The 23,191-nt window shown below is 31.0% G+C and carries 21 protein-coding genes and 2 pseudogenes; 4 read left to right on the top strand and 19 right to left on the bottom strand.

From position 1 onward, the window contains the following. Window positions 1-260: 260 nt before the first annotated feature. Window positions 261-656 carry a transcriptional regulator SpxA gene (spxA, locus tag IDG65_RS08635; RefSeq protein ID WP_000258001.1) on the bottom strand — a complete coding sequence of 132 codons (396 nt, stop codon included), beginning with the start codon at window positions 654-656 and terminating at the stop codon, window positions 261-263. Window positions 657-950: 294 nt separating this feature from the next. On the opposite strand from spxA, the gene trpS reads away from it, so the two are divergent. Further along, a complete protein-coding gene (trpS, locus tag IDG65_RS08630; protein ID WP_000448941.1) occupies window positions 951-1,940 on the top strand; it encodes a tryptophan--tRNA ligase in 990 nt (329 codons plus the stop codon). A gap of 25 nt (window positions 1,941-1,965) precedes the next feature. Here the strand turns inward: trpS and IDG65_RS08625 are convergent. The 11 genes and pseudogenes from IDG65_RS08625 to opp3b all read right to left on the bottom strand — a co-directional run. Continuing rightward, a pseudogene (locus tag IDG65_RS08625) lies at window positions 1,966-2,475 on the bottom strand (transposase); the annotation flags it as partial. A 466-nt stretch (window positions 2,476-2,941) separates the two neighbouring features. Beyond that, a complete protein-coding gene (gene opp4C / locus IDG65_RS08620; protein ID WP_001180267.1) occupies window positions 2,942-3,823 on the bottom strand; it encodes an oligopeptide ABC transporter permease in 882 nt (293 codons plus the stop codon). Window positions 3,824-3,834: 11 nt separating this feature from the next. Then, on the bottom strand, window positions 3,835-4,797 hold the full coding sequence (gene opp4B, locus IDG65_RS08615) for an oligopeptide ABC transporter permease (protein WP_000239820.1): 963 nt from the start codon (window positions 4,795-4,797) through the stop codon (window positions 3,835-3,837). Then, window positions 4,790-5,770 carry an ABC transporter ATP-binding protein gene (locus tag IDG65_RS08610; RefSeq protein ID WP_000427769.1) on the bottom strand — a complete coding sequence of 327 codons (981 nt, stop codon included), beginning with the start codon at window positions 5,768-5,770 and terminating at the stop codon, window positions 4,790-4,792. Before IDG65_RS08610 ends, opp4B begins: the two co-directional genes overlap by 8 nt. Before the next feature lie 2 nt (window positions 5,771-5,772). Beyond that, a pseudogene (locus IDG65_RS08605) lies at window positions 5,773-6,758 on the bottom strand (ABC transporter ATP-binding protein). A 50-nt stretch (window positions 6,759-6,808) separates the two neighbouring features. Further along, on the bottom strand, window positions 6,809-8,524 hold the full coding sequence (opp4A, locus tag IDG65_RS08600) for an oligopeptide ABC transporter substrate-binding protein (RefSeq protein ID WP_000517164.1): 1,716 nt from the start codon (window positions 8,522-8,524) through the stop codon (window positions 6,809-6,811). A gap of 210 nt (window positions 8,525-8,734) precedes the next feature. Further along, window positions 8,735-10,390, bottom strand: a complete 1,656-nt coding sequence (locus IDG65_RS08595) for a peptide ABC transporter substrate-binding protein (protein ID WP_000197013.1) — start codon at window positions 10,388-10,390, stop codon at window positions 8,735-8,737. Window positions 10,391-10,407: 17 nt separating this feature from the next. Beyond that, window positions 10,408-11,349: an ABC transporter ATP-binding protein gene (locus IDG65_RS08590; RefSeq protein WP_000786752.1), complete on the bottom strand. Its 942-nt coding sequence runs from the start codon at window positions 11,347-11,349 to the stop codon at window positions 10,408-10,410. Beyond that, window positions 11,339-12,421, bottom strand: a complete 1,083-nt coding sequence (locus tag IDG65_RS08585) for an ABC transporter ATP-binding protein (protein WP_000140044.1) — start codon at window positions 12,419-12,421, stop codon at window positions 11,339-11,341. The genes IDG65_RS08590 and IDG65_RS08585 overlap by 11 nt, the downstream gene beginning before the upstream one ends. 15 nt (window positions 12,422-12,436) lie before the next feature. After that, window positions 12,437-13,507 carry an oligopeptide ABC transporter permease gene (opp3C, locus tag IDG65_RS08580; RefSeq protein WP_000829647.1) on the bottom strand — a complete coding sequence of 357 codons (1,071 nt, stop codon included), beginning with the start codon at window positions 13,505-13,507 and terminating at the stop codon, window positions 12,437-12,439. Next, window positions 13,507-14,433 (bottom strand): oligopeptide ABC transporter permease, encoded by a 927-nt coding sequence (opp3b, locus tag IDG65_RS08575; RefSeq protein ID WP_000521535.1) that lies wholly within the window; start codon window positions 14,431-14,433, stop codon window positions 13,507-13,509. Before opp3b ends, opp3C begins: the two co-directional genes overlap by 1 nt. A 242-nt stretch (window positions 14,434-14,675) precedes the next feature. Here opp3b and IDG65_RS08570 point away from each other — a divergent pair, with 242 nt between their 5' ends. Continuing rightward, window positions 14,676-15,047 (top strand): DUF3899 domain-containing protein, encoded by a 372-nt coding sequence (locus IDG65_RS08570; protein WP_000915157.1) that lies wholly within the window; start codon window positions 14,676-14,678, stop codon window positions 15,045-15,047. A 54-nt stretch (window positions 15,048-15,101) separates the two neighbouring features. Here IDG65_RS08570 and fabF read toward each other — a convergent pair whose 3' ends face one another. Further along, window positions 15,102-16,346 carry a beta-ketoacyl-ACP synthase II gene (fabF, locus tag IDG65_RS08565; RefSeq protein ID WP_000081233.1) on the bottom strand — a complete coding sequence of 415 codons (1,245 nt, stop codon included), beginning with the start codon at window positions 16,344-16,346 and terminating at the stop codon, window positions 15,102-15,104. Window positions 16,347-16,357: 11 nt separating this feature from the next. Continuing rightward, window positions 16,358-17,299 (bottom strand): beta-ketoacyl-ACP synthase III, encoded by a 942-nt coding sequence (locus IDG65_RS08560; protein ID WP_001100526.1) that lies wholly within the window; start codon window positions 17,297-17,299, stop codon window positions 16,358-16,360. Window positions 17,300-17,593: 294 nt separating this feature from the next. Here IDG65_RS08560 and IDG65_RS08555 point away from each other — a divergent pair, with 294 nt between their 5' ends. Beyond that, window positions 17,594-17,779: a YjzD family protein gene (locus IDG65_RS08555; protein ID WP_000682088.1), complete on the top strand. Its 186-nt coding sequence runs from the start codon at window positions 17,594-17,596 to the stop codon at window positions 17,777-17,779. A 256-nt stretch (window positions 17,780-18,035) separates the two neighbouring features. On the opposite strand, the gene IDG65_RS08550 is transcribed toward IDG65_RS08555, so the two are convergent. The 5 genes from IDG65_RS08550 to IDG65_RS08530 form a co-directional block, all read right to left on the bottom strand. Further along, a complete protein-coding gene (locus IDG65_RS08550) occupies window positions 18,036-18,470 on the bottom strand; it encodes an MAP domain-containing protein (protein WP_000769692.1) in 435 nt (144 codons plus the stop codon). Between the two features lie 310 nt (window positions 18,471-18,780). Next, window positions 18,781-19,296 (bottom strand): YbhB/YbcL family Raf kinase inhibitor-like protein, encoded by a 516-nt coding sequence (locus IDG65_RS08545; RefSeq protein ID WP_000700883.1) that lies wholly within the window; start codon window positions 19,294-19,296, stop codon window positions 18,781-18,783. After that, the gene (locus IDG65_RS08540; RefSeq protein WP_001037456.1) at window positions 19,274-20,395 is read right to left on the bottom strand and encodes an MFS transporter; all 1,122 of its coding nucleotides are present in this window, start codon (window positions 20,393-20,395) and stop codon (window positions 19,274-19,276) included. Before IDG65_RS08540 ends, IDG65_RS08545 begins: the two co-directional genes overlap by 23 nt. Then, window positions 20,388-21,029 (bottom strand): L-threonylcarbamoyladenylate synthase, encoded by a 642-nt coding sequence (locus IDG65_RS08535; RefSeq protein ID WP_052997639.1) that lies wholly within the window; start codon window positions 21,027-21,029, stop codon window positions 20,388-20,390. The genes IDG65_RS08540 and IDG65_RS08535 overlap by 8 nt, the downstream gene beginning before the upstream one ends. After that, complete coding sequence (locus IDG65_RS08530) at window positions 21,013-22,158, bottom strand: LeuA family protein (protein ID WP_000619353.1); 1,146 nt, start codon at window positions 22,156-22,158, stop codon at window positions 21,013-21,015. Before IDG65_RS08530 ends, IDG65_RS08535 begins: the two co-directional genes overlap by 17 nt. A 109-nt stretch (window positions 22,159-22,267) precedes the next feature. Here IDG65_RS08530 and IDG65_RS08525 point away from each other — a divergent pair, with 109 nt between their 5' ends. Continuing rightward, a complete protein-coding gene (locus tag IDG65_RS08525; protein ID WP_001047062.1) occupies window positions 22,268-23,137 on the top strand; it encodes a LysR family transcriptional regulator in 870 nt (289 codons plus the stop codon). The last annotated feature ends 54 nt before the right edge of the window (window positions 23,138-23,191 follow it).

The raw sequence follows: 23,191 nt of genomic DNA, 5'->3' as shown, positions 1-23,191 counted from the left end.
ACTTACAATTCCATTTTGTATGTGCTAAACTGTTTGTGTCAGATGACATTAAATAGCATCTCCTCGTGTTGATTATTTTGGTTGGCTGACCAATATTTATTCTAGCACGTAGAGATGCATTTTTTGTGACAATGGTAGAACCTTTTCTGAACCATACGCATAGCGTATGGTTTTCTTTTTACAACCAAAAAAGCAACACTATAGAAATAGTGTTGCTTGACATATCTTTTAGTAAAGTATGACACATAGTTAAATGGTTATTAGTCAACCATACGTTGTGCTTCTTGTAATTGGAACGTACGAACTTTTCTAGGTAAGAAACGTCGAATCTCGTCATCATTATAACCAACTTGTAGTCGTTTATTATCTAAAATAATTGGACGACGTAATAAGCCAGGATTATCTTGAATGATTGAATATAAGTCTTGTAATGGTAGTGAATCAATATCAACATTTAATTTTTGGTATGTTTTAGAACGTGTAGAAATGATTTCATCAGTACCGTCTTCAGTCATTTTTAATATTTGCTTAATTTCATCAATTGTTAAATGTTCAGAAAAAATATTACGCTCCGTATACGGAATGTCATGTTCTTGTAACCATGCTTTCGCTTTACGGCAAGATGTGCAACTTGGTGAAGTAAATAATGTTACCATACATCTCACTCTCCTATTTGAATGAATAAAATTCATTGCTTAAAATTTAGTTATAGATCAAGAAAAAACATTTTTTTCTAAAATTCTTAATCGTTACTATTTATTATAACTATCTAACATTAAAATTAAATGAGAAAAACCTAATTTTTCAGATAAGTTTCTACACTTATAAAAAAGATTATTAATCCCTTTGTTAGTAGTAAGTTATACGTATATTCTAACACATCTTACATTTTTAAGAAATACTGTTATAATGATAATTATTAAAATATTACTAAGAAAGTAGGCATTTAAATGGAGACATTATTTTCAGGCATCCAACCTAGTGGAATTCCTACTATTGGAAATTATATTGGCGCACTAAAACAATTTGTTGATGTGCAAAATGACTATGATTGTTATTTCTGTATCGTAGATCAACATGCAATTACAATGCCACAAGATCGCTTAAAATTACGTAAACAAACTAGACAATTAGCAGCGATTTATTTAGCTTCTGGTATAGATCCAGACAAAGCAACATTGTTCATACAATCTGAAGTCCCTGCACACGTACAAGCAGGATGGATGTTAACTACGATTGCTTCTGTTGGAGAATTAGAGCGTATGACGCAATACAAAGATAAAGCTCAGAAAGCAGTTGAAGGTATACCAGCTGGTCTATTAACATATCCACCTTTAATGGCAGCTGATATTGTTCTTTACAATACTAATATCGTTCCAGTTGGCGATGACCAAAAGCAGCATATCGAATTGACTCGTAACCTTGTAGATAGATTTAATAGTCGCTATAATGATGTGCTTGTGAAACCTGAAATTCGTATGCCTAAAGTTGGTGGACGTGTCATGAGTTTACAAGACCCAACAAGAAAAATGAGTAAGAGTGATGATAATACTAAAAACTTCATTTCATTATTAGACGAACCAAATGTTGCTGCTAAAAAAATTAAAAGTGCTGTGACTGATTCAGACGGTATTATTAAATTCGACCGCGACAATAAACCAGGTATTACAAATTTAATTTCAATATACGCTGGATTAACAGACATGCCTATTAAAGATATTGAGGCAAAATATGAAGGTGAAGGTTACGGTAAATTTAAAGGCGACCTTGCTGAAATAGTTAAAGCATTTTTAGTAGAATTCCAAGAAAAATACGAAAGTTTCTATAACTCAGATAAACTTGATGATATTTTAGATCAAGGTAGAGATAAAGCACACAAAGTTTCATTTAAAACTGTCAAAAAAATGGAAAAAGCGATGGGTTTAGGACGTAAGAGATAAAATAAGAGCTTTGGACATTAAGTTCTTAGGCAATGTAAAAAAGCTGATTTCTATTAATTATTTGATAGAAATCAGCTTTTTTGATATGTATTTTATAATGTACAGCTCGTTGAGCTGCTATTTCCCTTATATTAAGTGCCATTAATACAAAACCTAGCTCTCGTTTAACTTTATTTATTCCTCGAACTGACATTCGAGTGAAACCCAAAATAGCCTTCATAAATCCAAAAACAGGCTCTACATCAATTTTTCTTTGACTATAGATTTTTTTCGTTTCTGGTTTAGAAAGCTTTTGATTAATTTGGGCTTTAAAGTATTCCCAATTATAATTCTTCATGATTTTCTTATTGGATTTCAAATTTGGCTTCATGCATTGATGTCTCAAAGAACATGCTGAACAGTCATCGCGTTCATATAGCTTGAAGTCACGTTTAAAACCATATCTATCATTACGGTACGCATATCTTTTAAAACCTATTCTTTTGTTATTAGGACATATAAACTCATCATTAAATTCGTCATATTTCCAATTTTGAGGAATTCTAACAGAAGTTTCTATTGGTAGTGTAAGTTGGGTCATGTTATAATTTTTATACATAAGGCACCTCGTTAATTTAGTTTAGTGGTATTTATTAAATTATACGAAGGGACCCAACACAGAAAATTCATTTTATTGAATTTTACATTTATGTGCAAGTTGGGCAAAGTGTCTTATTTTTTTAAGTATTTAAAAGTAAAATTACATGTTAATACGTAGTATTAATGGCGAGACTCCTGAGGGGGCAGTGCCAGTCGAAGACCGAGGCTGAGACGGCACCCTAGGAAGGGACCCATCATCAAAAATTCTATTTATAGAATTTTACAGTAATGTGCCAGATGGGCAAAGCGAAGCCATTCAATACGAAGTATTGTATAAATAGAGAACAGCAGTAAGATATTTTCTAATTGAAAATTATCTTACTGCTGTTTTTTAGGGATTTATGTCCCAGCCTGTTTATTATTTAACGTCTACCTCTAGGATTAAAAGCATCTTTAAGCCCTTCACCTACAAAGTTTATACTTAATATAGTTAATGTAATCATTATAGCAGGTGGCATCCATATCCACGGTTTACCACTTATAACATCCCCTTCTTGAGCATCACTCAACATATTACCCCAAGATGGGATTGCTTTACTAATTCCGAATCCTAAAAAACTCAATCCTGATTCCACTACAATCATACCGGCAAATAACAATGTTGCTTGTACGATAACTACACTTAATATATTCGGCAAAAGATGTTTCAAAATAATTTTATATGTGGGTGTACCAATTGATTTTGCTGCCAAAAAGTATTCATTTTCTTTTTCTTGAAGTACTTTACCACGAACAAGTCTTGCAATACCTCCCCAACTTAATACGATAATAACTAGAACAAGAATTATGGCAGATCCATAAGGATTTTTAATTTTATCTCCAAGTGCAGCATTTAATACAATTGCAAATATTAAAAATGGAAATAACATAACAAATTCGGTTATTCTCATTAATAATGTATCAACAATACTTCCAAAATAACCAGAAATCACTCCAACTGTAATTCCAATCAAAAGCATTCCTATTGTAGATGTAATTCCAATGGATAATGAAATACGACCTGCATATAACAAACGACTAAAGTTATCCCTACCACCGGAGTCTGTACCAAGAATGTTTTGTGCTGTCATTTCACCTTTTATATTTAATAAATCTTGTTGGTTCACTGGAAAAGGAGCTATTAATGGCGCTATAATTGATACAATAGTTATGATTAATAAAAAAATAATCGATAACATTGCAATTTTATTATGAATAAATTTAGACAATGCAATTTTAAAAGGCGATTTTGACTTATTTTGCATTCCAATCCCCCCTAGTTACTTCTAATTCTTGGATCTATAAATCCATAAGTAATATCAGAAATCAAATTACCCAGTAAACCTAAAAATGAGAAAAACAACGTTAATGCCATCATTAATGGATAGTCTTGACCTATTACCGATTCTAAAAATAATTTACCGATACCGTTATATGAAAAGATAGTCTCAGTAATCACAGCTCCACCTAAAATACTTACAATATCAGCACCTAAAAATGTAATAATAGGTATTAAAGAATTTCTCAATATATGTTTATTATAAATTTTATTCATAGATAATCCTTTTGACCTTGCCGTCAATACATAATCTTTTTTAGAATTTTCAATAATATCATTACGTAAATATTGAATATAACCAGCAGTAGATAATAATCCTAAAGTTAATGCAGGCAAAAATGTATGATAAATTTTACTCATATAATATTCAAAAGTACCTTCTTTAAGGTTAATATCAACAGAACCTTGAAACGGAAACCATTGTAATTCAAAAGAAAAAATAAAAATTGCAAATACTCCCGCAATAAAAGATGGAATAGCTAACATCAAATAATTAAATATTTGCACAGTATAATCAGTCAAACTGTAAGAATATCTACCTGACGTTATTCCTAAAGCAAATGAGATAATATAAGTAATAATTAATGACATAGCACCGAGTAATATTGTATTTGGAATTCTTTCCTCAATAACATCAATTACCGGCCTTTTATATTTGATTGACTCCCCTAAATCACCATGTATAACATGATTGACCCATCTAATGTATTGATGTGATATAGAGTCGTTGAGGCCTAACTTTTCCCTTTGTGCATTTATCGCTTCTTGTTTTATTTTTCCGTTTTGTAAATCTGAAAATGGATCTCCTGGTTGAATGATAGCTAATGAAAATACAACAATAGAAATTAAAATTAGTAACGGAATCATTAAACCTAATCTCTTTAATATTAATTTAACCATTTAAATCACCTACTTTATTTACATAAAAACAAGCAACTTGATGTTCATCACCAATGTCCTTTAATTGTGGTATATTTTCTTTACATTTATCTTTTGCAATCGGACATCTTGTATGAAAAGGACAACCTTGCGGCGGATTACTTGGCGAAGGTAATTCTCCTTTTAATATAATTCTATTGTTATTATGTTTATCAATTTGTGGTATTGATGAAATCAACGCTTTTGTATATGGATGTTTGGGATTTTCATAAATTTCTTTATCAGATGCGATTTCAACTATATGACCTAAATACATAACTCCAATGACATCACTTATATGTTTTACTACACTTAAATCATGTGCGATAAATAAATAGCTTAAGTTAAATTGTTCTTGTAAATCTTTTAATAAATTCAGTACTTGAGATTGAACAGATACATCTAATGCACTTACAGGCTCATCAGCAACAATTAAACTCGGACGCAAAGCCAATGCTCTTGCAATTCCCACTCTTTGTCTCTGTCCACCTGAAAATTCATGTGCATATTTATAATATGCATCTTCACTTAGGCCAACACATTTTAATAAATATAGTACTTCTTTTTTTATTTCTTCTTTTGGCAATTTTTTATAATTTAAAATAGGTTCTGAAATGATATCTCCAACCATTTGCATCGGATTCAATGATGCATACGGATCTTGAAATATCATCTGATATTGTTGTCGTGATTTTCTGAGTTTTTTACCTTGTAATCTTGTTATATCTTCACCATTAACAATTATTGAGCCTGAAGTTGCATCTTCAAGCCTGATAATCACTTTACCTAACGTTGACTTACCACAACCCGATTCTCCTACTAATCCAAAAGTTTGTCCTTTTTTTATTGAAAACGATACGTCATCAACAGCTTTAACGTACTGAGTTTTTTGTAATAATCCAGTTTTAATTTTGTAGTATTTTTTTATTTGGTTGACTTCTAAAATATTTTCCATTCTTATATCTCCTTATATTCATTTTTGTACAAATGACAACGTACAATGACGTCTTCACAAACATGCATTTTAGGAGATTGATTATTACAAATATCCATTTTTTTGTTACATCTATTTGCAAATCTGCACTTATTAACGTGAAATGCTTGGATTGATGGCACAATTCCTTCTATCGTTTCAAGTCGTTTCTGCTCTTCTTTAAGTTTTGGAATTGTTGATAATAATTTTTGGGTATAAGGATGTTTCGGATTGTGTAGTATTTCTTTTATGCCTCCAAATTCTACAATTTGACCTGCATACATAACTAAGACTTTATCGCAAAACTCAGCAACTACACTCAAATCATGTGTAATCATCATAATTGCCATTTGCGTTTCCTTTTGCAATTCTTTTAATAAGTCTAATATTTGCGCTTGAATCGTGACATCCAATGCTGTTGTAGGTTCATCAGCAATTAATAATTTAGGAGAACATGAAATGGCCATTGCAATCATTACTCTTTGTCTCATACCACCAGATAATTGATGAGGATAGCTATTTAATATTTCATCTTGTCTAGCAATTCCAACTTTTTTTAGTAAATCTTTTGCTAAGTTATTTGCTTCTTTTTTAGAAATTTTTTATGTGATTTTATAGATTCCACAAGTTGATTTTTTATGGTAAATACAGGATTTAAAGCAGTCATAGGTTCTTGAAAAATCATAGCAATATCATTTCCTCGAATATCTAGCAATTGCTTCTCATTGAGCGTATCGATTCGTTTACCATCAAATATAACTTCTCCACTACTTAGTTTAGATATCTTTTCTGGTAATAATTTAATAATTGACTTACTTAATATGGACTTACCGCAACCAGATTCCCCTACTATACCCAAAACTTCTCCTTTAGATAATTCAAAAGAAATATTTTCAACAGTTGCTAACCATTCATTATTTATTTTTAATGATGTTTCTAAATCTTTAACCTCTAACAATACATTATTCATAACATCCCCCCATATAAGTAAACCTCGACAAAATCGTCGAGGTTACATTACTAAGCTTCTTTAGTTAAATTATATAAACTTTGATCAGTTCCAATTTCAATGTCTAAGTTTCGTACTTTATCGTTAACAATAGTTATCGATTTACCTTGGAACATTGGTAATCCAGGTAACTCATCATTCATATATTTTTGCCATTTAACATAAATATCTTTACGTTTCTTTTCATCAATGCCTACTTTTTCGAAGTCTAATGCATCATCTAAATATTGATCTGATTTTGGTAAAACTGTTCTCATTTCATTTTGAGGTCTATCAGTGTGGTATAAATCTGATGGATCTGGATCTGTACCTCCTGCCCATGATCTAAAGTACACTTCCATATCTTTAGATGCATTTGCTAAGTCTTCATTATATTTACCGAATTCTACTAACTTCACATTTGTTTTCAAGCCAACTTTTTCCCAGAAATCTTTTATCGCAGCAGTTCTTGGTTCAAAAGTAGGATTTGAACCTGAATAATGTTTAAAGTTAATCTCAAATTTATTACCTTTAGGATCTTCTCTAAATCCATCACCATCTCTATCTTTATAACCTAACTTATCTAAGATTTTTTTAGCTTTTTCAGGATCATATTTATAATCGTTTAGTTCCTTAGGATCAGCAGCTATCCAATGCATTGATGGTACAAAACTATTTATTTCACTAGCGTAACCATTGAAAAATGCTTTGATCCATTTTTCTCTATCAATTGCATAAAGCATTGCTTTACGTAATTCTTTGTCTTCATATTTTGGTCTCACTTTACCAGTTTTATTAGATTTTTTATCGTAATCATGAGATACGAATCCTATTAAACCGTAGTCTAAGCTTGGCGCAGATAATACCTTGAGACCAGCATTAGATGACTTAGCATCTTTTGCCATTGCACCGGTAGCATCATTCGCAACATCAATATCGCCTTTTTCCATTGCCTTAATAATTTGAGCTTGATCAATAACTTTTAAATTGATTTTGTCTAGTGCAGGCTTACCTTGCCAATAATCATCAAATTTAACGAGTTGAACAGCCTCACCTGGAACGATTTTCTTAACTTTATACGGTCCAATACCAATAGGATATTTTCGGATTTTATCTGATTTCGCTAAATCTTTAATTGGTACATCTGATAAATATTTTTTACTTAATAAAGGTCCAGTAATAAATCCTGTTAAGTAATTTTCTTGTTTTTTATCAAATGTAACCTGCATAGTGTAGTCATCTATTTTCTTCAATCCGCTAATATGATCAGTTTTTCCTTCATGATAATCTTTCGCACCTTGGATATTTTCTACACTTGGATAATAAGCACCTTCGTAGTCCTTGTTAGCTAAGACTTCAATTGAATAAATCCAATCATCAATTTTCAATTCATTACCATCATGCCATTTAATACCTTTTTTAATTTTAAATTCTATTTTCTTAGCCGGCTCGATGTCCTTCCATGAAGCAATATATGCCTTAGGACGTATTTTTTTATCAGTTGCTAATAAGCTTTCGTTAAAATATCCCTCAACTACAGCATCCGCATGTGTACTATTTAATAACGAAGAATAAACACCACTTGGAGGTGCTGTTAATGCTACATTTAAGGTACCACCTTTATGTTTTGAGGTTTCTGTTTTAGTAGCATCTTTTACTCCTTCGTCTTTATTACTGCTTTTTCCGCAAGCACTCAACACTAAAACGATAACAATAAGTATTGAAATATATTTAATTAGCTTCCCCATTTATATGCCTCCTACTTTCAATCTAATTTTTCTTTTTAGTTTACTCATAGAAAAAATTATTACAAGTTTATTTTTAGAATATTCAGTTATTTATGCATTTAATCAATTTCAGTAATTTAAAAAACGACTTATTTTAAATTTTTATTCCCAAAGTTTCTATCCAACACAAAAAGACTGGAGATATGTCTCCAGCCTAATTTACAAAGCATATTATTTTTTCTTCTTACCTGTTTCTTTATCTATCGATTTATCAATATAGACATGTTTAAGTGAGTTATTTGGACCAAATTTATGGTAAATTAATCCTTTTACTTGAGGATTTGTTAAATGTGCAACACCTTTTTGATAAATTGGTGCTACCGGTGCATCTCCTAGGAACATTTCTTCTGCTTTTTTCAAGTTTTCATATCGTTCGTTCGGTTGAAGTGCCAATTTGGTTCTTGCTACTTTAAGTAATTGATCATATTCTTTATTACCCCAGTCTGTATTATTTTGTGCGCTACCTGTGGTCATTGTTTCTAAATAAGCCATAGGATCAGGGTAATCTGCAGACCAACCACTAAGTGATGCTTCAAAATTGTTACTTAACTCTAATGAAACTCTTTGCTTAAATGGCAATTGCTTAATTTTTAAAGTAACACCTGGTAAATTTTTCTCAACTTGCGATTTGATATATTCTGCAGATATTTTTGCATCTGGCGTATCTTCTGTGTTCATAGAAAATGTCACTTCATTTTTACCTAACTCTTTTTTAGCTTTTTCCCAATGTGCTCTTGCTTCTTTAGGATTATATTTTAACGGTGAATTCATGGTACTCGCATAATCTTTGCCATTCGGTGCTTTCGCAATTCCTTTGGCTGTTAGTGTATCGGAAGGAATTGAGCCATTGTTTTTCACTGAATCAACGTATCCTTTTTTATCTATTGCTTGTGCGATAGCCAGTCTTAAATTTTTGTTTTTAAAATCAGGATATTGTTTTTCATTCATTTTTACAAAAAATGTCCCAGTCGTTAACACAAAGTTTAATCCTTTGTTATCTTTATATTTATTTACTTGATCTGCAGTAATAACTGCGTCATCTACTGATTCAGTATCATACAATGATGCACCGGCTTGTAAGTCTTTAATAACTTTATAATTCACTTTATCTAATTTTACATTCTTTTTATCCCAATAATACTGATTTTTAGATAGTAAGGTTTTATCTTCTTGTTTCCAATCATCAACTTTAAATGGACCATTGTATACCGCTCTATCAGCTGCCGTACCGTAATTTTTACCATATTTTTTGGCAACTTTTTCATTTTGAGGTGCAAATGTATTAAGTGCTAATAATTGATTAATATATGGAACCGGCTTTTCTAATTCAATTTGTAATGTTTCATCATTTAATGCTTTGATACCTAATTGCTCTACAGGTTTCTTACCAGTACTAATATCACTCGCATTTTTAATGTCCCCCATAATGTATGCAAATTCAGAACCTGTTTTAGGGTCAACTGTTTTTCTCCAAGCATAAACAAAGTCTTGTGCAGTCACTTTGTCACCATTGCTCCATTTAGCATCGCTTCTTAATTTAACCTTTATAGTTTTACCATCTTTACTCTTTTCAGGAAAAGCTTTCGCAACACCTAACACCGGTTTGTCACCTTTTCCTAATGTGTATAAACCTTCGAATGTTTGCGCAGTCACTTCAGAAGATATTTCATCCGTTATTAATGATGTATCAAGGGATGTTAAGTCTGATGACAAAATTTTTCTGAATACTTGACCTTTATCTGAATAAATACCATCATCATTAGCACAACCACTTAATGCAATTGTAGCAATCAAAATTAAAATAAGTGTTCTAAATTTTCTCGTCATTGCATTTCCCCCTTCCCTTAATTTTGTGTCACCAATTTATTTTCTCGTAGTTGTGCCGCTTCTTCTTCAGTACTAAAGACAAAATGCTGTGGTCTTATTTCATGTAATTGTCTTAAATGATTATTTGCTTCATCATCAATATAACTAAATCGTTTGCGACTACGTTCCGATTCAGGATCCGGTTGAGGAATTGCCGACAATAAAGACTTAGTATAATCATGTAATGGATATTGATAAATATCGTCTGCTGGTCCGATTTCTACAATTTTCCCAAAATGCATGACTGCAATTCGATCAGAGATATACTTCACCATTGATAAATCATGTGCAATAAATAGGAATGTAATACCTTTTTCACGCTGTAATTTTAATAACAAATTGACTACTTGAGCTTGAATCGAAACATCCAATGCTGAAATAGGTTCATCTGCAATAATAAATTCTGGTTCAACGGCTAATGCACGGGCAATTCCAATACGTTGGCGTTGTCCGCCTGAAAATTCATGAGGATAACGATTGGCATGTTCTTTACTTAATCCAACAGTTTCAAGTAAATCATAGACACGTTTTTTACGGTCACGTTTATCAGTTGCTAAATGATGGATATCAATACCTTCAGCTACTATATCCATTACTTTTAACCTAGGATTTAAAGACGCATATGGGTCTTGAAAAATCATCTGTATCTTTTTATTAAATTTAAGCAAATCTTTGCGTTTACGAATCTTTTGTATATCAATACCCTCATACAAAATTTCTCCACTTGTAATATCATTAAGTTTGATAATTGATTTACCAGTTGTAGATTTACCACACCCCGATTCTCCTACTAAACCTAATGTTTCCCCTTTGTATAATTCAAACGAAATATTTTCAATCGCTCTCACTTCGTTTTTCTTTCCTGCGTTAAAATATTGCTTTAAATTTTTAATAGATAATAGCACTTCATCATTTTTCATTGAACGACACCCTTTCTACCTTGAGTGGTTTTTCATAATTATTAGGCATCGGTTTCATACATTGTTTTACCAGCTCGGGTAGTTCAACTTTTGGTGCACGTGCGTCTAATAACCAAGATTTCACAAAATGTGTCGGTGAAACTTTAAACCACGGTGGTTCTACTTTAAAATCAATATCTAATGCATATTGACTACGTCTCGCAAATGCATCACCTTTAGGTGGGTGTAATAAATCAGGTGGCGCTCCAGGAATCGCTAGTAATGGTGTGTCATTTGTTGTTGATAAATCAGGCATTGACGATAATAATCCCCATGTATATGGATGCTTTGGATCATAAAATATTTCGTTAACATCTCCTGTTTCAACCATTTGACCACCATACATAACTGCCACTCTATCAGCAATATTCGCAACAACCCCTAAATCATGCGTTATAAAAATAATTGCTGTATCGATTTTTTGTTGTAGTTCTTTCATTAAATCTAAAATTTGTGCCTGCATCGTTACGTCTAATGCAGTCGTTGGTTCATCAGCAATGAGCACTTTAGGTTCACAAGCTAATGCGGTTGCAATAACAATTCTTTGCCTTTGTCCACCTGAAAATTGATGTGGATATGCTTTAAATCTTTTTTCTGCATTTGGTAAACCTACAAGATTTAGTATTTCCAATGCGCGCTTTTTAGCTTGTGCTTTACTATAATTTTTGTGCTTAATTAATGGTTCCATGACTTGTTTACCAATTTGCATCGTTGGGTTTAAAGATGTCATTGGATCTTGAAAGATCATTGAAATATCTTTGCCACGTAATTTAATTAACTCATTTTCAGGTTTTTTTGCTAAATCTTCCTCTAAAAATAAAATTTCTCCCTTTTTAATTCTTCCTGTGTCCCCTTGGAATAATTTTGTAATTGCTTTTGTTGTTACAGATTTACCTGAACCTGATTCACCAACAATTGCCAATGTTTCCCCTTTGTTTAAATAAAAATCTACACCTCTCACTGCCTGCACTTCCCCTGCTGTAATATCAAAGGAAACATGCAAATCATTTACTTCTAATATTCTTTCAGTCATATGCTATGCCCCCTTTTATTTACGCATTTTCGGATCAAATGCATCACGTAATCCATCACTAAATAAGTAAAAGAATAGAATTAATAAACTTAAAATCATTGCTGGTATAAATAATTCATGTGGATAAATTAATAACATTGCGCGCCCATCATTTACTAATGACCCTAACGATGTTTGAGGTGCGGGTACACCTATACCAATGAAACTTAAAAATGCTTCGAAGAAAATAGCACTAGGTACTGTAAACATTGATGTAACCACGATAGCACCTAATGTATTAGGTAAAATATGCTTAAATATCAATTTGAATTTTGAAGCCCCCAATGTTTTCGAAGCCATGACAAACTCTTGATTTTTTAATTTTAAAAATTCTCCACGTACAACTCTGCTCATGCCTAACCAGCCTGTGATAGACATAGCCAATATAATTGTCCAAATGGATGGTTCAAAAATTAATACAAATAAAATTACGACAATTAAATTCGGAATAGATGCTATGACTTCAAGTATACGTTGCATAATCGTATCGACACGTCCACCGAAGAATCCAGAAATCGCACCATATACAACGCCAATAAAAATATCTAACATCGCTGCAACAACACCGATAAACAATGAAATTTGAGCACCTTTCCATGTTCTTGTCCATAAATCTCGACCCAACTGATCAGTACCAAACCAATAATTTTCTTTAGCATTTGCTGCTTTATAAGCATCCTTGCCATCTGCATCTTTACCATCAAAAGGTAAAAATGGAACTTTGTCTAATACAGGTATTTTTGCCGGAAGATTTCTATGTTGTACATTTTGTTCAGCATAATCATGTTTATTTATAACTGGACCGATAAAAGCAAATATTACAATGATAATTAAACCTATCATACCGACAACAGCTAACTTATTTCGTTTTAATTGAGCCCAAGCATCTTGCCAAAAGTTTTTGCTTTCTCGTTGCATTTCAGGTTCCTGATTAAAATCTAATTCTCTAATAATAAAATCAGATGATGCGATAGCGTCAGAGGTATGCGTCATAGCTGCATTAGAATGATCTTCGTTAATCGACAAATTGTTTTTATTTTCAGCCATTATTTTTTACCTCCTTGAACACGAATTCGTGGATCTATCACACCGTACAAAATATCTACAATAAAAATAGAAACGATAAACAGTGTGCTAAATAATAGTGTGATTGCCATGATTACTGAAAAATCATTTGTTGTAATTGAACGTACGAATTGATCCCCTAATCCAGGAACCCCAAAAATATTTTCAATAGTTAAAGTGCCTGTTAAAATACTTGCTAACATGGGAACGATAATTGTAATAATTGGAATTAAAGCATTTCTAAGTGCATGTCCAAAAAGTACACGCATTGTCGAATTACCTTTAGCTCTCGCTAATAAAATGTAGTCTGAACTTAATACCTCAATCATCTCTGCTCTTATGTATCTGGAGACAGTTGCTAAAACAGCTGCAGATAATGCAAGTGACGGTAATACCGCGGTCGAAAAACCTTCCCATCCAGCTACTGGGAACCATCTTAATTTAACTGCAAATACATATTGTAAAAGTACAGCAAGTACAAAAGATGGTACAGATACTGCAATAACTGAAATAACTGTAGTTGTATAGTCAACCCAAGAATTTTGTTTAGTAGCTGCTGCAACACCTAAAATAAGTCCCAGTATCACACCGATGAACATTGCTGTAAGACCCATTTCAAAAGAAGGTAGTAGTCTCGGTTTAATCAAATCCCACACAGGTTGATTATGATACTGGAATGAATTACCAAAATCGCCTGTAACAACATTTTTTAAATAATGTAAATACTGCGTAGCTACAGGATCATTTAATCCATATTTTTCATTTAAAATTTCTTTTTGTTCAGCATTTAATTTAGCATCGTTAAATGGCGAACCTGGCATTAATTTCATTAAGAAAAATGTAATTGTAATAATAATAAATAAAGAAATAAGCATATAAATAAATCGTTTGAAAATATATTTCCCCATCTAATCCCCTCCTCTAACAAATTCCGATTTCTAAATTTCCATTCCCTTCAAAATTTTCTGAAATCTTAACTAATATTATATATACAATATTTACTATATATCAATATTTTTTTGCTTTAAACTAATGAAGAATGATTGATTTTAGAATTTCAATAAAGCTGAAGAAATTAAAAAATCATTCCTCAATGTCTCATTTTAATGTAAACTATGCGTAAGAGTTTTCTATAAGTGGGAGTGATCAAATGTTGAAAAAATGGCTTGGAATGGCACTAATAACGCCAATATTAACGTTTATTATATGGGTTTTTAATAGCCATACTATCATTACATATTTAAATATATTGTTTTATGTTTCATTAATTATTTTTATTAGCATATTTTTGATTTTACTTGTACAAGAAGGCATTTTTGATGCGACAAGTTATGGTTTTAGAAGATTAAAGTATCAAATGTCATCTTCGAAAAAGAAGAAGTCTATCTCTGATGATCCATTTTTCAACCCACAAGAGGTAAAAAAAGAGCATTACTTTGTTTCTACATGGATAATCCCCTTATTATTAATAAATATTCTATATTTTATTATGACGATTGTGCTGTCGCTCATCTTAGTATAAAGAAACAGAAAAAATCTTCAGTAACTAAAACAACGTTACTGAAGATTTTTATAATTATGCTTCAAATTTCTTGAATACTAATACTGCGTTATGTCCACCGAATCCTAAGCTATTACTCATTGCATAAGTAATATCAAGGTCTTGCGCTTCATTTGGAACAATATCCAAATCACATTCTGGGTCTGGTGTTACCGCATGAATTGTCGGTGCGACTTTAGAGTCTTTAATTGAAAGCGCTGAGAAGATTGCTTCAATTCCACCTGTTGCACCAAGTAAGTGACCAGTCATTGATTTTGTTGAGCTAACTTTTAAGTGTTTAGCTGCTTCACCAAATGTATTTTTAATAGCTTTAACTTCATTTAAGTCACCAACAGGAGTACTTGTACCATGGGCATTTAAGTATTGTACATCTTTAGGTTCAATACCAGCATCATCCATAGCTGCTTGCATTGCTCTAGAACCGCCTTCACCTTCTGGAGCTGGCGCTGTAATATGATAAGCATCACCTGTAGTACCATAGCCAACTATCTCAGCATAAATATTGGCACCTCGAGCTTGTGCTGATTCTAAAGATTCGATTACTAAAATACCAGCACCTTCACCCATAACAAAACCGTCTCTACCTTCTTGGAATGGACGACATGCTGTTTCAATGTCATCATTTGTAGAAAGCGCTCGACTTGCACTGAAACCAGCAATTGCCATATGAGTAATTGGTGCTTCTGTACCACCAGTAATCATTGCATCTGCATCACCGCGTTGCACAATTTTAAATGCTTCTCCGATTGAATTTGTACCTGTTGCACATGCTGTAACTGTTGCACCATTTGGTCCTTTTGCACATAAGTCAATTGATACTTGCCCAGTTGCCATATCAGGAATTAACATTGGTACGAAAAATGGACTCACACGTCTTGGGCCTTTATCCATTAATTGTTTATGTGCAATTTCAAATGTTTCCATACCACCGATACCAGAACCAATCCATACACCGATTCGATCTGCAGTATTTTCATTGATATCTAATTGCGCATCTTTAACAGCCTCTCTAGCTGCTACAATTGCATATTGAGTAAATCTATCCATACGACGCGCTTCTTTTTTGTCGATATGATCTTCAATATTAAAGTTTTTAAGTTCTCCTGCTAAGTGAACGCTATAAGGTTCAGTATCGATACGTGTAATTTTATCGATACCATTTACGCCTTTTAGAGCATTCTCCCATGTTGTTTTGACATCATTACCGATTGGAGAAAGGGCTCCCATACCTGTAATAACTACTCTTTTATTTTGACTCATTCGTTATCCTCCTATTTTCCCCATTTTATTGTCATTGCGCCCCAAGTTAGGCCGCCACCGAATCCGACAAGAACAATTGTATCATCATCTTTGAGTTTACCATTTTTTAATTCTTGATCGATACTTAAAGGTATTGACGCAGCTGAAGTATTTCCATATTTATTTACAGAAACACTCATTTTGTCTTTTGAAATACCTAAGCGTTCTCTAGCTGATTCCATAATTCTAATATTAGCTTGATGAGGAATAAATAAATCTATATCATCTGATGTTAAATTCGCTTTTTCAACTACACGTGTTGATGCATCACCCATAATTCTAACAGCAAATTTAAATACTTCTCGACCATTCATTTTCAGTTTACCAGTATCTTTATCTAAATATAAATGTTTACCACCAGTGCCATCAGAACCCATTTCATAACTTATAATACCTCTGCCTTCTGAAACTTCACCGATAATAACCGCACCTGCACCATCTCCAAATAGAACTGCAGTAGAACGGTCAGTTAAATCTGTTATTTTAGATAATTTATCTGCACCGACAACTAAAATATTATGATAATCTCCAGATTGAACATATTGTTTAGCTGTAATCATTGAATACATAAATCCTGAACATGCTGCAAGTTGATCCATAGAGGCAACTTTGCCCGTCCCTAAACGTTCTTGCAACATATTTGCGACAGTTGGAAATGGCATATCTCCAGTTGCTGTGGCAACAATTATCATATCTATATCTTCGGGCTGAATACCAGCGTCAGCGATTGCTTTTACACTTGCTTCATATGCTAAATCTGAAGTATCTTGATCGTCATCTGCCCAATGTCTTTCTTTAATTCCAGTCATCTTAGAAATCCATTCATCAGATGTATCTAAAAATTGCTCAAAATAGGCATTGTCAATAATCTTTTCTGGTGCATATGCACCAAAACCTTTAATACCCACGTTCATAGTTGAACACCTTCTTAATAAAATTTTTAATACCAGGTATTAATTTAACATAGATTACTTTTTAAACTCAAGTCAGAGGTAGGAATATTGACTAGTTAATAAAATTTTAATGCTTTATTATCGTCAAATTCCAGTATGAAATTTGTTTTAATGTGCTTAAATTATAATAGCCATTCAGATAAAATCATTTATTTAAACTGTATAATATGGTCAAAATATATGAGATGTTACTATACAAATTTCTAACTTTCACTTAAAATAAAATATATATAATTAAAGTGGAGGTAGAATGACATGAAACACCTCGTAACATTCTTTTGGGCATTATTATTAATGCAAATGGTTAACTTTGTACTTAATAGCCTAGTAGGTGGAGACAGCTTAAATTTAGTGAATCCAATTATCATGGCAGTATTGTTCACGATTTTCACAGCAATTTTTGCTGCAGTAATTAAACCGCCGAAAGATTCATCACAATAACTATTTAGTATAAAATGAAATATGTCTTTCTTATTATTGAAGCTGCCCAGATAAAGGCGGCTTTTATTTTTGGCCATTAATGTTTTGTATTTTGAATATTTTAAAGCTCAATGACCTCTAACCCATCACTTTTAAATTTAGAAAAAGCCTTAATACAAAGATGTCATTTACGAGTAATCTTTGTATCAAGGCAATTATATTATAATCATCACTGTAAAATTAAATGCTTCATGTTGAATTTGATAATTTTAAGTGTTTATTTAGTTTTTACATTAATATCAATTTGTTTAATTGAATTTGAATCAAACAAGTTTGCTGTGTAGCTATCTTTCTTAAGATCCACTTCTTTTTTACTACTATCTTTCCAAGTAATCGTGTAAACGGCAGATTTTGCATTTCGAATCTTCTCAGGTGTTACACCGCGTTCATCATATAATAAAGCTTTAACTTTATTTCCTAAATCTAAATATGATAATTGGCTATCTTTTGGTAAATTTAAGTAAGATTGATTGAAAGCCATAATGCCATCTACTGCAATTGTATATGGAACATTTTGCATTTCTTTAGCTTTTTGAGTTGCTGGTTGTTTGTCCTTTTCTGCTGCAGATACCTCATTACTTGCCACAGTAGCGCCAGTCGTTGCGATCATGCCCAGTGCCAAAGTTACAGTTATAAATGATTTTAATTTCATATAATCTCTCTCCTTTGTGAGTTAAAGTATCTTACAAAATCAATATAACACAAATTGAAAAGTTTCAAAAATTATAAGTATGTAAATTGTTTACTTGTTTTTAAAAATAAATTTTAATTAATGTAAAAGCTATAATTGTTAATACTTTCTATTTTTTCAAATAAATTCACATTACAATAACTAAGTTTACATTTCTTAAATTTAATTACTTCTTTGCATTATAGCGAACGCCGTACCTAATATATAAATTAAAACCTTTGTTTCTTTGTACTTTTAATTGAACAATTTTATATTGATGAGATATTTAGTATTAAATTTTTCTTCCTATAAGGTTAATACTTGTTTGATCAATTTTATGTTGATTTACTTCTTTTAAAAATTCATTCAAGTAGAACCCATTCTTCAAATTTAAAGAATGATCTAACGCATAAACTGTTAATTCATATTGATGATCTTGATCAGGTGGTGTAGGTCCTACATAGTGATTTTCTATTTCTGAAAAATCATCAGCTAACAAACCACTAGTGAAGCTATTTTTACCTTGTACATAGTCGCCCTTTGTTCTTGATAAATCAGGTTTAATTGAAATTGAATCACGAGTGACACTTACATTAGCAACGCTCCAATGAATCCATGCAAATCCGCAAACTGGTATTGCATCATAATCTATCAGAGACCATGCAAGATATTTAGTATCTTTTGGAAGTTCTGTTATTTCAAACGGGAATGATTTAATTGGATTGCCATTTATTAAATCACTTATATCTGCGCCTGCCGCATATTCATATGGTATATTATTTCCTTTAAATTCTGTGTTGATTTTCATGTTGATCTCTCCTTAAATAAAATAATGTTAGTAAATATATAAACGTCAATAATGACATAAATAACATTAAATATTGAATAGTTCCAATTGAATATAGGTAACCACCAATAAGTAAAAATGCTATATTAAAAATAAAGTACAGTGTTTCCGCGTAATTAAGTATAGCTGCTAAGTTACTACTATTTGAAAGTTCATTAATTGTCTGAGGACGAGTTAAGCCTGAAGAAATCCCTAAAAATAAAATAGCGATTGTAATTGCAATAATATTTTGGAATGTATATATTATTAAAAATATTACTAAACAAATTTCAGATAGAAATTTATAATTCAAATATCTAGTCAAGTAGCGGGAAGAAATGTAACCCATTATTGTATAACTAGTTAATACAGATATAAATTGAACGTTATTCAGTTTTAAATCAATATACAAATTAATTGGAATAAATCCTACAAAAAACCCTAATATTAAAGCTCTTAAAAAAGAATAATGTAATACCCAAAATTTCTCATCAGCCAATAATTTTTTTCTCTTTCTCTTAGATTCCGATTTTATATTACAATCAACGTTTTCAACCAATGTGAGTAGAATAACTAAAATTGTTAAAATCGAAAATAAACCTGTCATATAAATCGGCCATTTTATATTAATTCCATAAAGGTAACTCCCAATAATTCCTGAAATTAATAATGATAAAAACATATAACCATTAGATTTATTTTGTATAAGTTTATGATTTTTTATATTCATTTTAATAATAGAAGTATCTACTCCAGCCATTATTGAATAACTCAAACCTAATAACAGTTGGGCTACTAATAAAATATAAAAATGGCTTGGATACAATAATAATATTAAGCCTATTATTTTAAATACCTCACTCACAATTAATTTATAAGCATCTTTTATCTGATAAATTCTAAATATTTTCTCTTTATATAAACCGAACAAAAAAGCTGCAACTCCATATGTCGCCATTAGTATTTCTAACTGCATTATAGAATAGTTTTGTGCTAAAAAATAAATTAATAAAAATGGCAAATAGAAGTAAGCTCTTGACAAAATTCGATATAAATAAATTCCAAGTATTAATTTATTCATATTGAATACCTGAACCTAGTTTTGCTTTTATTTCTTCGAATTTTATATCCCCTTCTCTTAAGAGTTCAATTTTATTCCCCGTCACTTTAATAATCGTACTTGATGATTTATATTTACTTTTATTTTTACTCCTAAGCATATAATTAACATTATTCCCCATATGTTTAATTGCTTCATTTTCAGTTATCAATATATCATCAGCAGTTCCTGAAATATTCGCTGAAGTGATAGCAATTGGTGATTGAATGTAGGAAATTAGATTTCTCATTGTTTTATTTTGAACACATCCAATCGCAATACTATCTGAATTATTAAGCATGTAGTTATAATTCGTTTTATTTTTCAAAATAATATTTAATGGACCTGGCCAAAATATATTAACCAGTTTATCTACTAATTCTACATTTTTATTTTCTCCATATAATTTCCAGTCTTCTGGTTCATCAATAAATAAAGATAACGGTTTGTCTTTTGAACGCTTTTTATATTTAAATATTCTATCAATGCAAATTTTATTGTTAGACAAGCTGCATAAATTATAATTTGTATCCGTGGGAACAATTATGGGGTAACTATTTTGTAGTTGTAAGTATAATTTTTCAAAGCTTTCAACAGATTCATTTAAAATTTCCATCTTTACTCCTCCCTTTTATTACCTGAAGTAAGTCTGCTGTATCTTCAGGTACAACCTCAGGTATGAATTTGTTTATGAGTTTATAAAATGATATGTTTTCCTCAATATCTTTAGGATGCACAATTGATTTAAATTTATTTTTCAAAATTTTCTTACTCGAAATATTACTTATTGGAAATTGCACTGCTTTTGAATTTTTTAATCCTAAATCACTAGGTAATATATACTGGTACATACTTATATTTTTATTAGTGCCATCTTGATGAATGCCTGATTCATGTTTAAATATATTTTTTCCGATAACAGGTTTATTTTCAGCTAATCGAATATCAAGTATTTTACTTATATTCATGCTAGTTTTATAAATATCTGGTAAATTCAATGAAGTCATTACTATTTGCTTTTTTGTTAAAATTGCTATTATCTCTTCAATTGAGGCATTACCTGCTCTTTCACCAATTCCTAAAAAAGTTGTCTCGATTTGCTGTGCACCATTTAAAATAGCAGCAAATGTGTTGGCAGTAGCCAATCCAAGATCATTATGACAATGAGCAGAAAAAGTTATATTTGGATATTTTTTTACAAATTCCTTAAAAATATTTCCATATTCAAATGGAGTTGAACATCCAACAGTATCAGCAAAAGTAACTGTTCTTATTGGAAATTTTGAAATCATTTCCATATATTCACATAATTTTTCTAATGAACATCTTGTAGCATCTTCAAAACAAATATCAATTGCTACTTGATTTACCTTTATCATATTTAAACACTTATTAATTCGTTCATTGTAATACTCACTTGTGAAGTTAAGTTTTTCTTTTATGTGTAAATCAGATATTGGTAAAAGTATTTTTACTGCTAGGTTATGTATTTTTAAATTTAGAATTTTATTAATTTCATTTTCATCTAGCCGAGTTAAGACTACTATTTCTTTATCATTATTTAAAATTTCTCGGTATTGATGAATATTATATTCATCCTCAAAAGTTGTGCACATGCCAACTTCCACAGAATTTATGCTTATCTTATTTATTTCTTGTAACACTTCTTTTTTTACAATAATGCTTTTACGAACATTACTTTGTTGCATACCATCCCTTATTGTATTATCTTGAATTCGAATCATATTACTTCACCCCCTCGGTAACCTCTGATATAATATTAATATTATTTTTATGCAATAAAAATTAAATATTATCTAATGAATTATTAACTTTTTTGAAAGAGGTAAGTTCATGAATTTGGATTGGTACTATACATTTGTCATTTTAGCGAAGACGTTAAACTATCGATTAGCTAGTGAAGAAATTAATCTCACTATACCTTCTATACATAAGCAAATTAAAAATTTAGAACAGCATCTCAATGTGAAACTATTTGAAACTTATAAAAATCAAATTATCTTGACTGAAGATGGTCATACATTTCTTCCAATTGCGCAAAGTTTTATTGAACAATATGAAAGTGGCATCAAGCATATCCAACTTAAAAAGACGATGTTTCAATCGAAATTAAATGTTGTCGTGTCTTCATATATCGCGACATTCATTATGCCCAAATTTTTAAAATCTTTCTTTAACGAGCATCCGTTTATTGATGTTTCTCTCCATGTCAAAAATGAAAATATTGAAAAAGATATTAATAATCATACGTATGACATCGGGATTAGCAGAAATCAACCTAAACTAAGAGAAGTTCATTCTGAAAAAGTATGCGAAGGTAAAATTGTATTGATTGCTCCCAATAAAGAGAATAATCATCTTCTAACCGAGGCATCTTTATTTGAAAAATACAAAATAATAAGTGATAACCATCCAGAATATTGGTCATCACTTAAAAATAATATTTTAAATATTTATGAAAAAGCACAATTTCTATCTATCAATGATGTGCATACTTCAATTAAATTAATCGAAATGAATCAAGGTATATCATTCCTGCCTATTTATATAACAACAGATAGTGATTACAATATTTCGGTTATTAACACGAAAATTTTACAAGCACCTATTTCATTTACATATATATACAGCAAAAAAGAAAGTCCAGAAATATTGGCGTTTATTAGATCATTTAAAAAGTATATTGCCAATGAACAATTATAATAAATTTCAAATCTAAAAAACCAAGAATGCGATTAATCATCACATTCTTGGTTC

The organism is Staphylococcus sp. EG-SA-17 (assembly GCF_017151845.1).
GTDB classification, from domain to species: domain Bacteria; phylum Bacillota; class Bacilli; order Staphylococcales; family Staphylococcaceae; genus Staphylococcus; species Staphylococcus aureus.
This window is presented reverse-complemented; position numbering and strand designations above follow the sequence as displayed.

Coding starts and splice junctions, on each gene's coding strand:
- IDG65_RS08540 (WP_001037456.1), bottom strand. CDS start 20,395: ATGAATAAATTAATACTTGGAATTTATTTATATCGAATTTTGTCAAGA.
- IDG65_RS08570 (WP_000915157.1), top strand. CDS start 14,676: ATGTTGAAAAAATGGCTTGGAATGGCACTAATAACGCCAATATTAACG.
- IDG65_RS08535 (WP_052997639.1), bottom strand. CDS start 21,029: ATGGAAATTTTAAATGAATCTGTTGAAAGCTTTGAAAAATTATACTTA.
- IDG65_RS08545 (WP_000700883.1), bottom strand. CDS start 19,296: ATGAAAATCAACACAGAATTTAAAGGAAATAATATACCATATGAATAT.
- IDG65_RS08560 (WP_001100526.1), bottom strand. CDS start 17,299: ATGAACGTGGGTATTAAAGGTTTTGGTGCATATGCACCAGAAAAGATT.
- spxA (WP_000258001.1), bottom strand. CDS start 656: ATGGTAACATTATTTACTTCACCAAGTTGCACATCTTGCCGTAAAGCG.
- IDG65_RS08550 (WP_000769692.1), bottom strand. CDS start 18,470: ATGAAATTAAAATCATTTATAACTGTAACTTTGGCACTGGGCATGATC.
- IDG65_RS08555 (WP_000682088.1), top strand. CDS start 17,594: ATGAAACACCTCGTAACATTCTTTTGGGCATTATTATTAATGCAAATG.
- IDG65_RS08585 (WP_000140044.1), bottom strand. CDS start 12,421: ATGACTGAAAGAATATTAGAAGTAAATGATTTGCATGTTTCCTTTGAT.
- IDG65_RS08530 (WP_000619353.1), bottom strand. CDS start 22,158: ATGATTCGAATTCAAGATAATACAATAAGGGATGGTATGCAACAAAGT.
- IDG65_RS08610 (WP_000427769.1), bottom strand. CDS start 5,770: ATGGAAAATATTTTAGAAGTCAACCAAATAAAAAAATACTACAAAATT.
- opp3b (WP_000521535.1), bottom strand. CDS start 14,433: ATGGGGAAATATATTTTCAAACGATTTATTTATATGCTTATTTCTTTA.
- opp4C (WP_001180267.1), bottom strand. CDS start 3,823: ATGCAAAATAAGTCAAAATCGCCTTTTAAAATTGCATTGTCTAAATTT.
- opp4A (WP_000517164.1), bottom strand. CDS start 8,524: ATGGGGAAGCTAATTAAATATATTTCAATACTTATTGTTATCGTTTTA.
- IDG65_RS08525 (WP_001047062.1), top strand. CDS start 22,268: ATGAATTTGGATTGGTACTATACATTTGTCATTTTAGCGAAGACGTTA.
- opp3C (WP_000829647.1), bottom strand. CDS start 13,507: ATGGCTGAAAATAAAAACAATTTGTCGATTAACGAAGATCATTCTAAT.
- trpS (WP_000448941.1), top strand. CDS start 951: ATGGAGACATTATTTTCAGGCATCCAACCTAGTGGAATTCCTACTATT.
- IDG65_RS08595 (WP_000197013.1), bottom strand. CDS start 10,390: ATGACGAGAAAATTTAGAACACTTATTTTAATTTTGATTGCTACAATT.
- fabF (WP_000081233.1), bottom strand. CDS start 16,346: ATGAGTCAAAATAAAAGAGTAGTTATTACAGGTATGGGAGCCCTTTCT.
- IDG65_RS08590 (WP_000786752.1), bottom strand. CDS start 11,349: ATGAAAAATGATGAAGTGCTATTATCTATTAAAAATTTAAAGCAATAT.
- opp4B (WP_000239820.1), bottom strand. CDS start 4,797: ATGGTTAAATTAATATTAAAGAGATTAGGTTTAATGATTCCGTTACTA.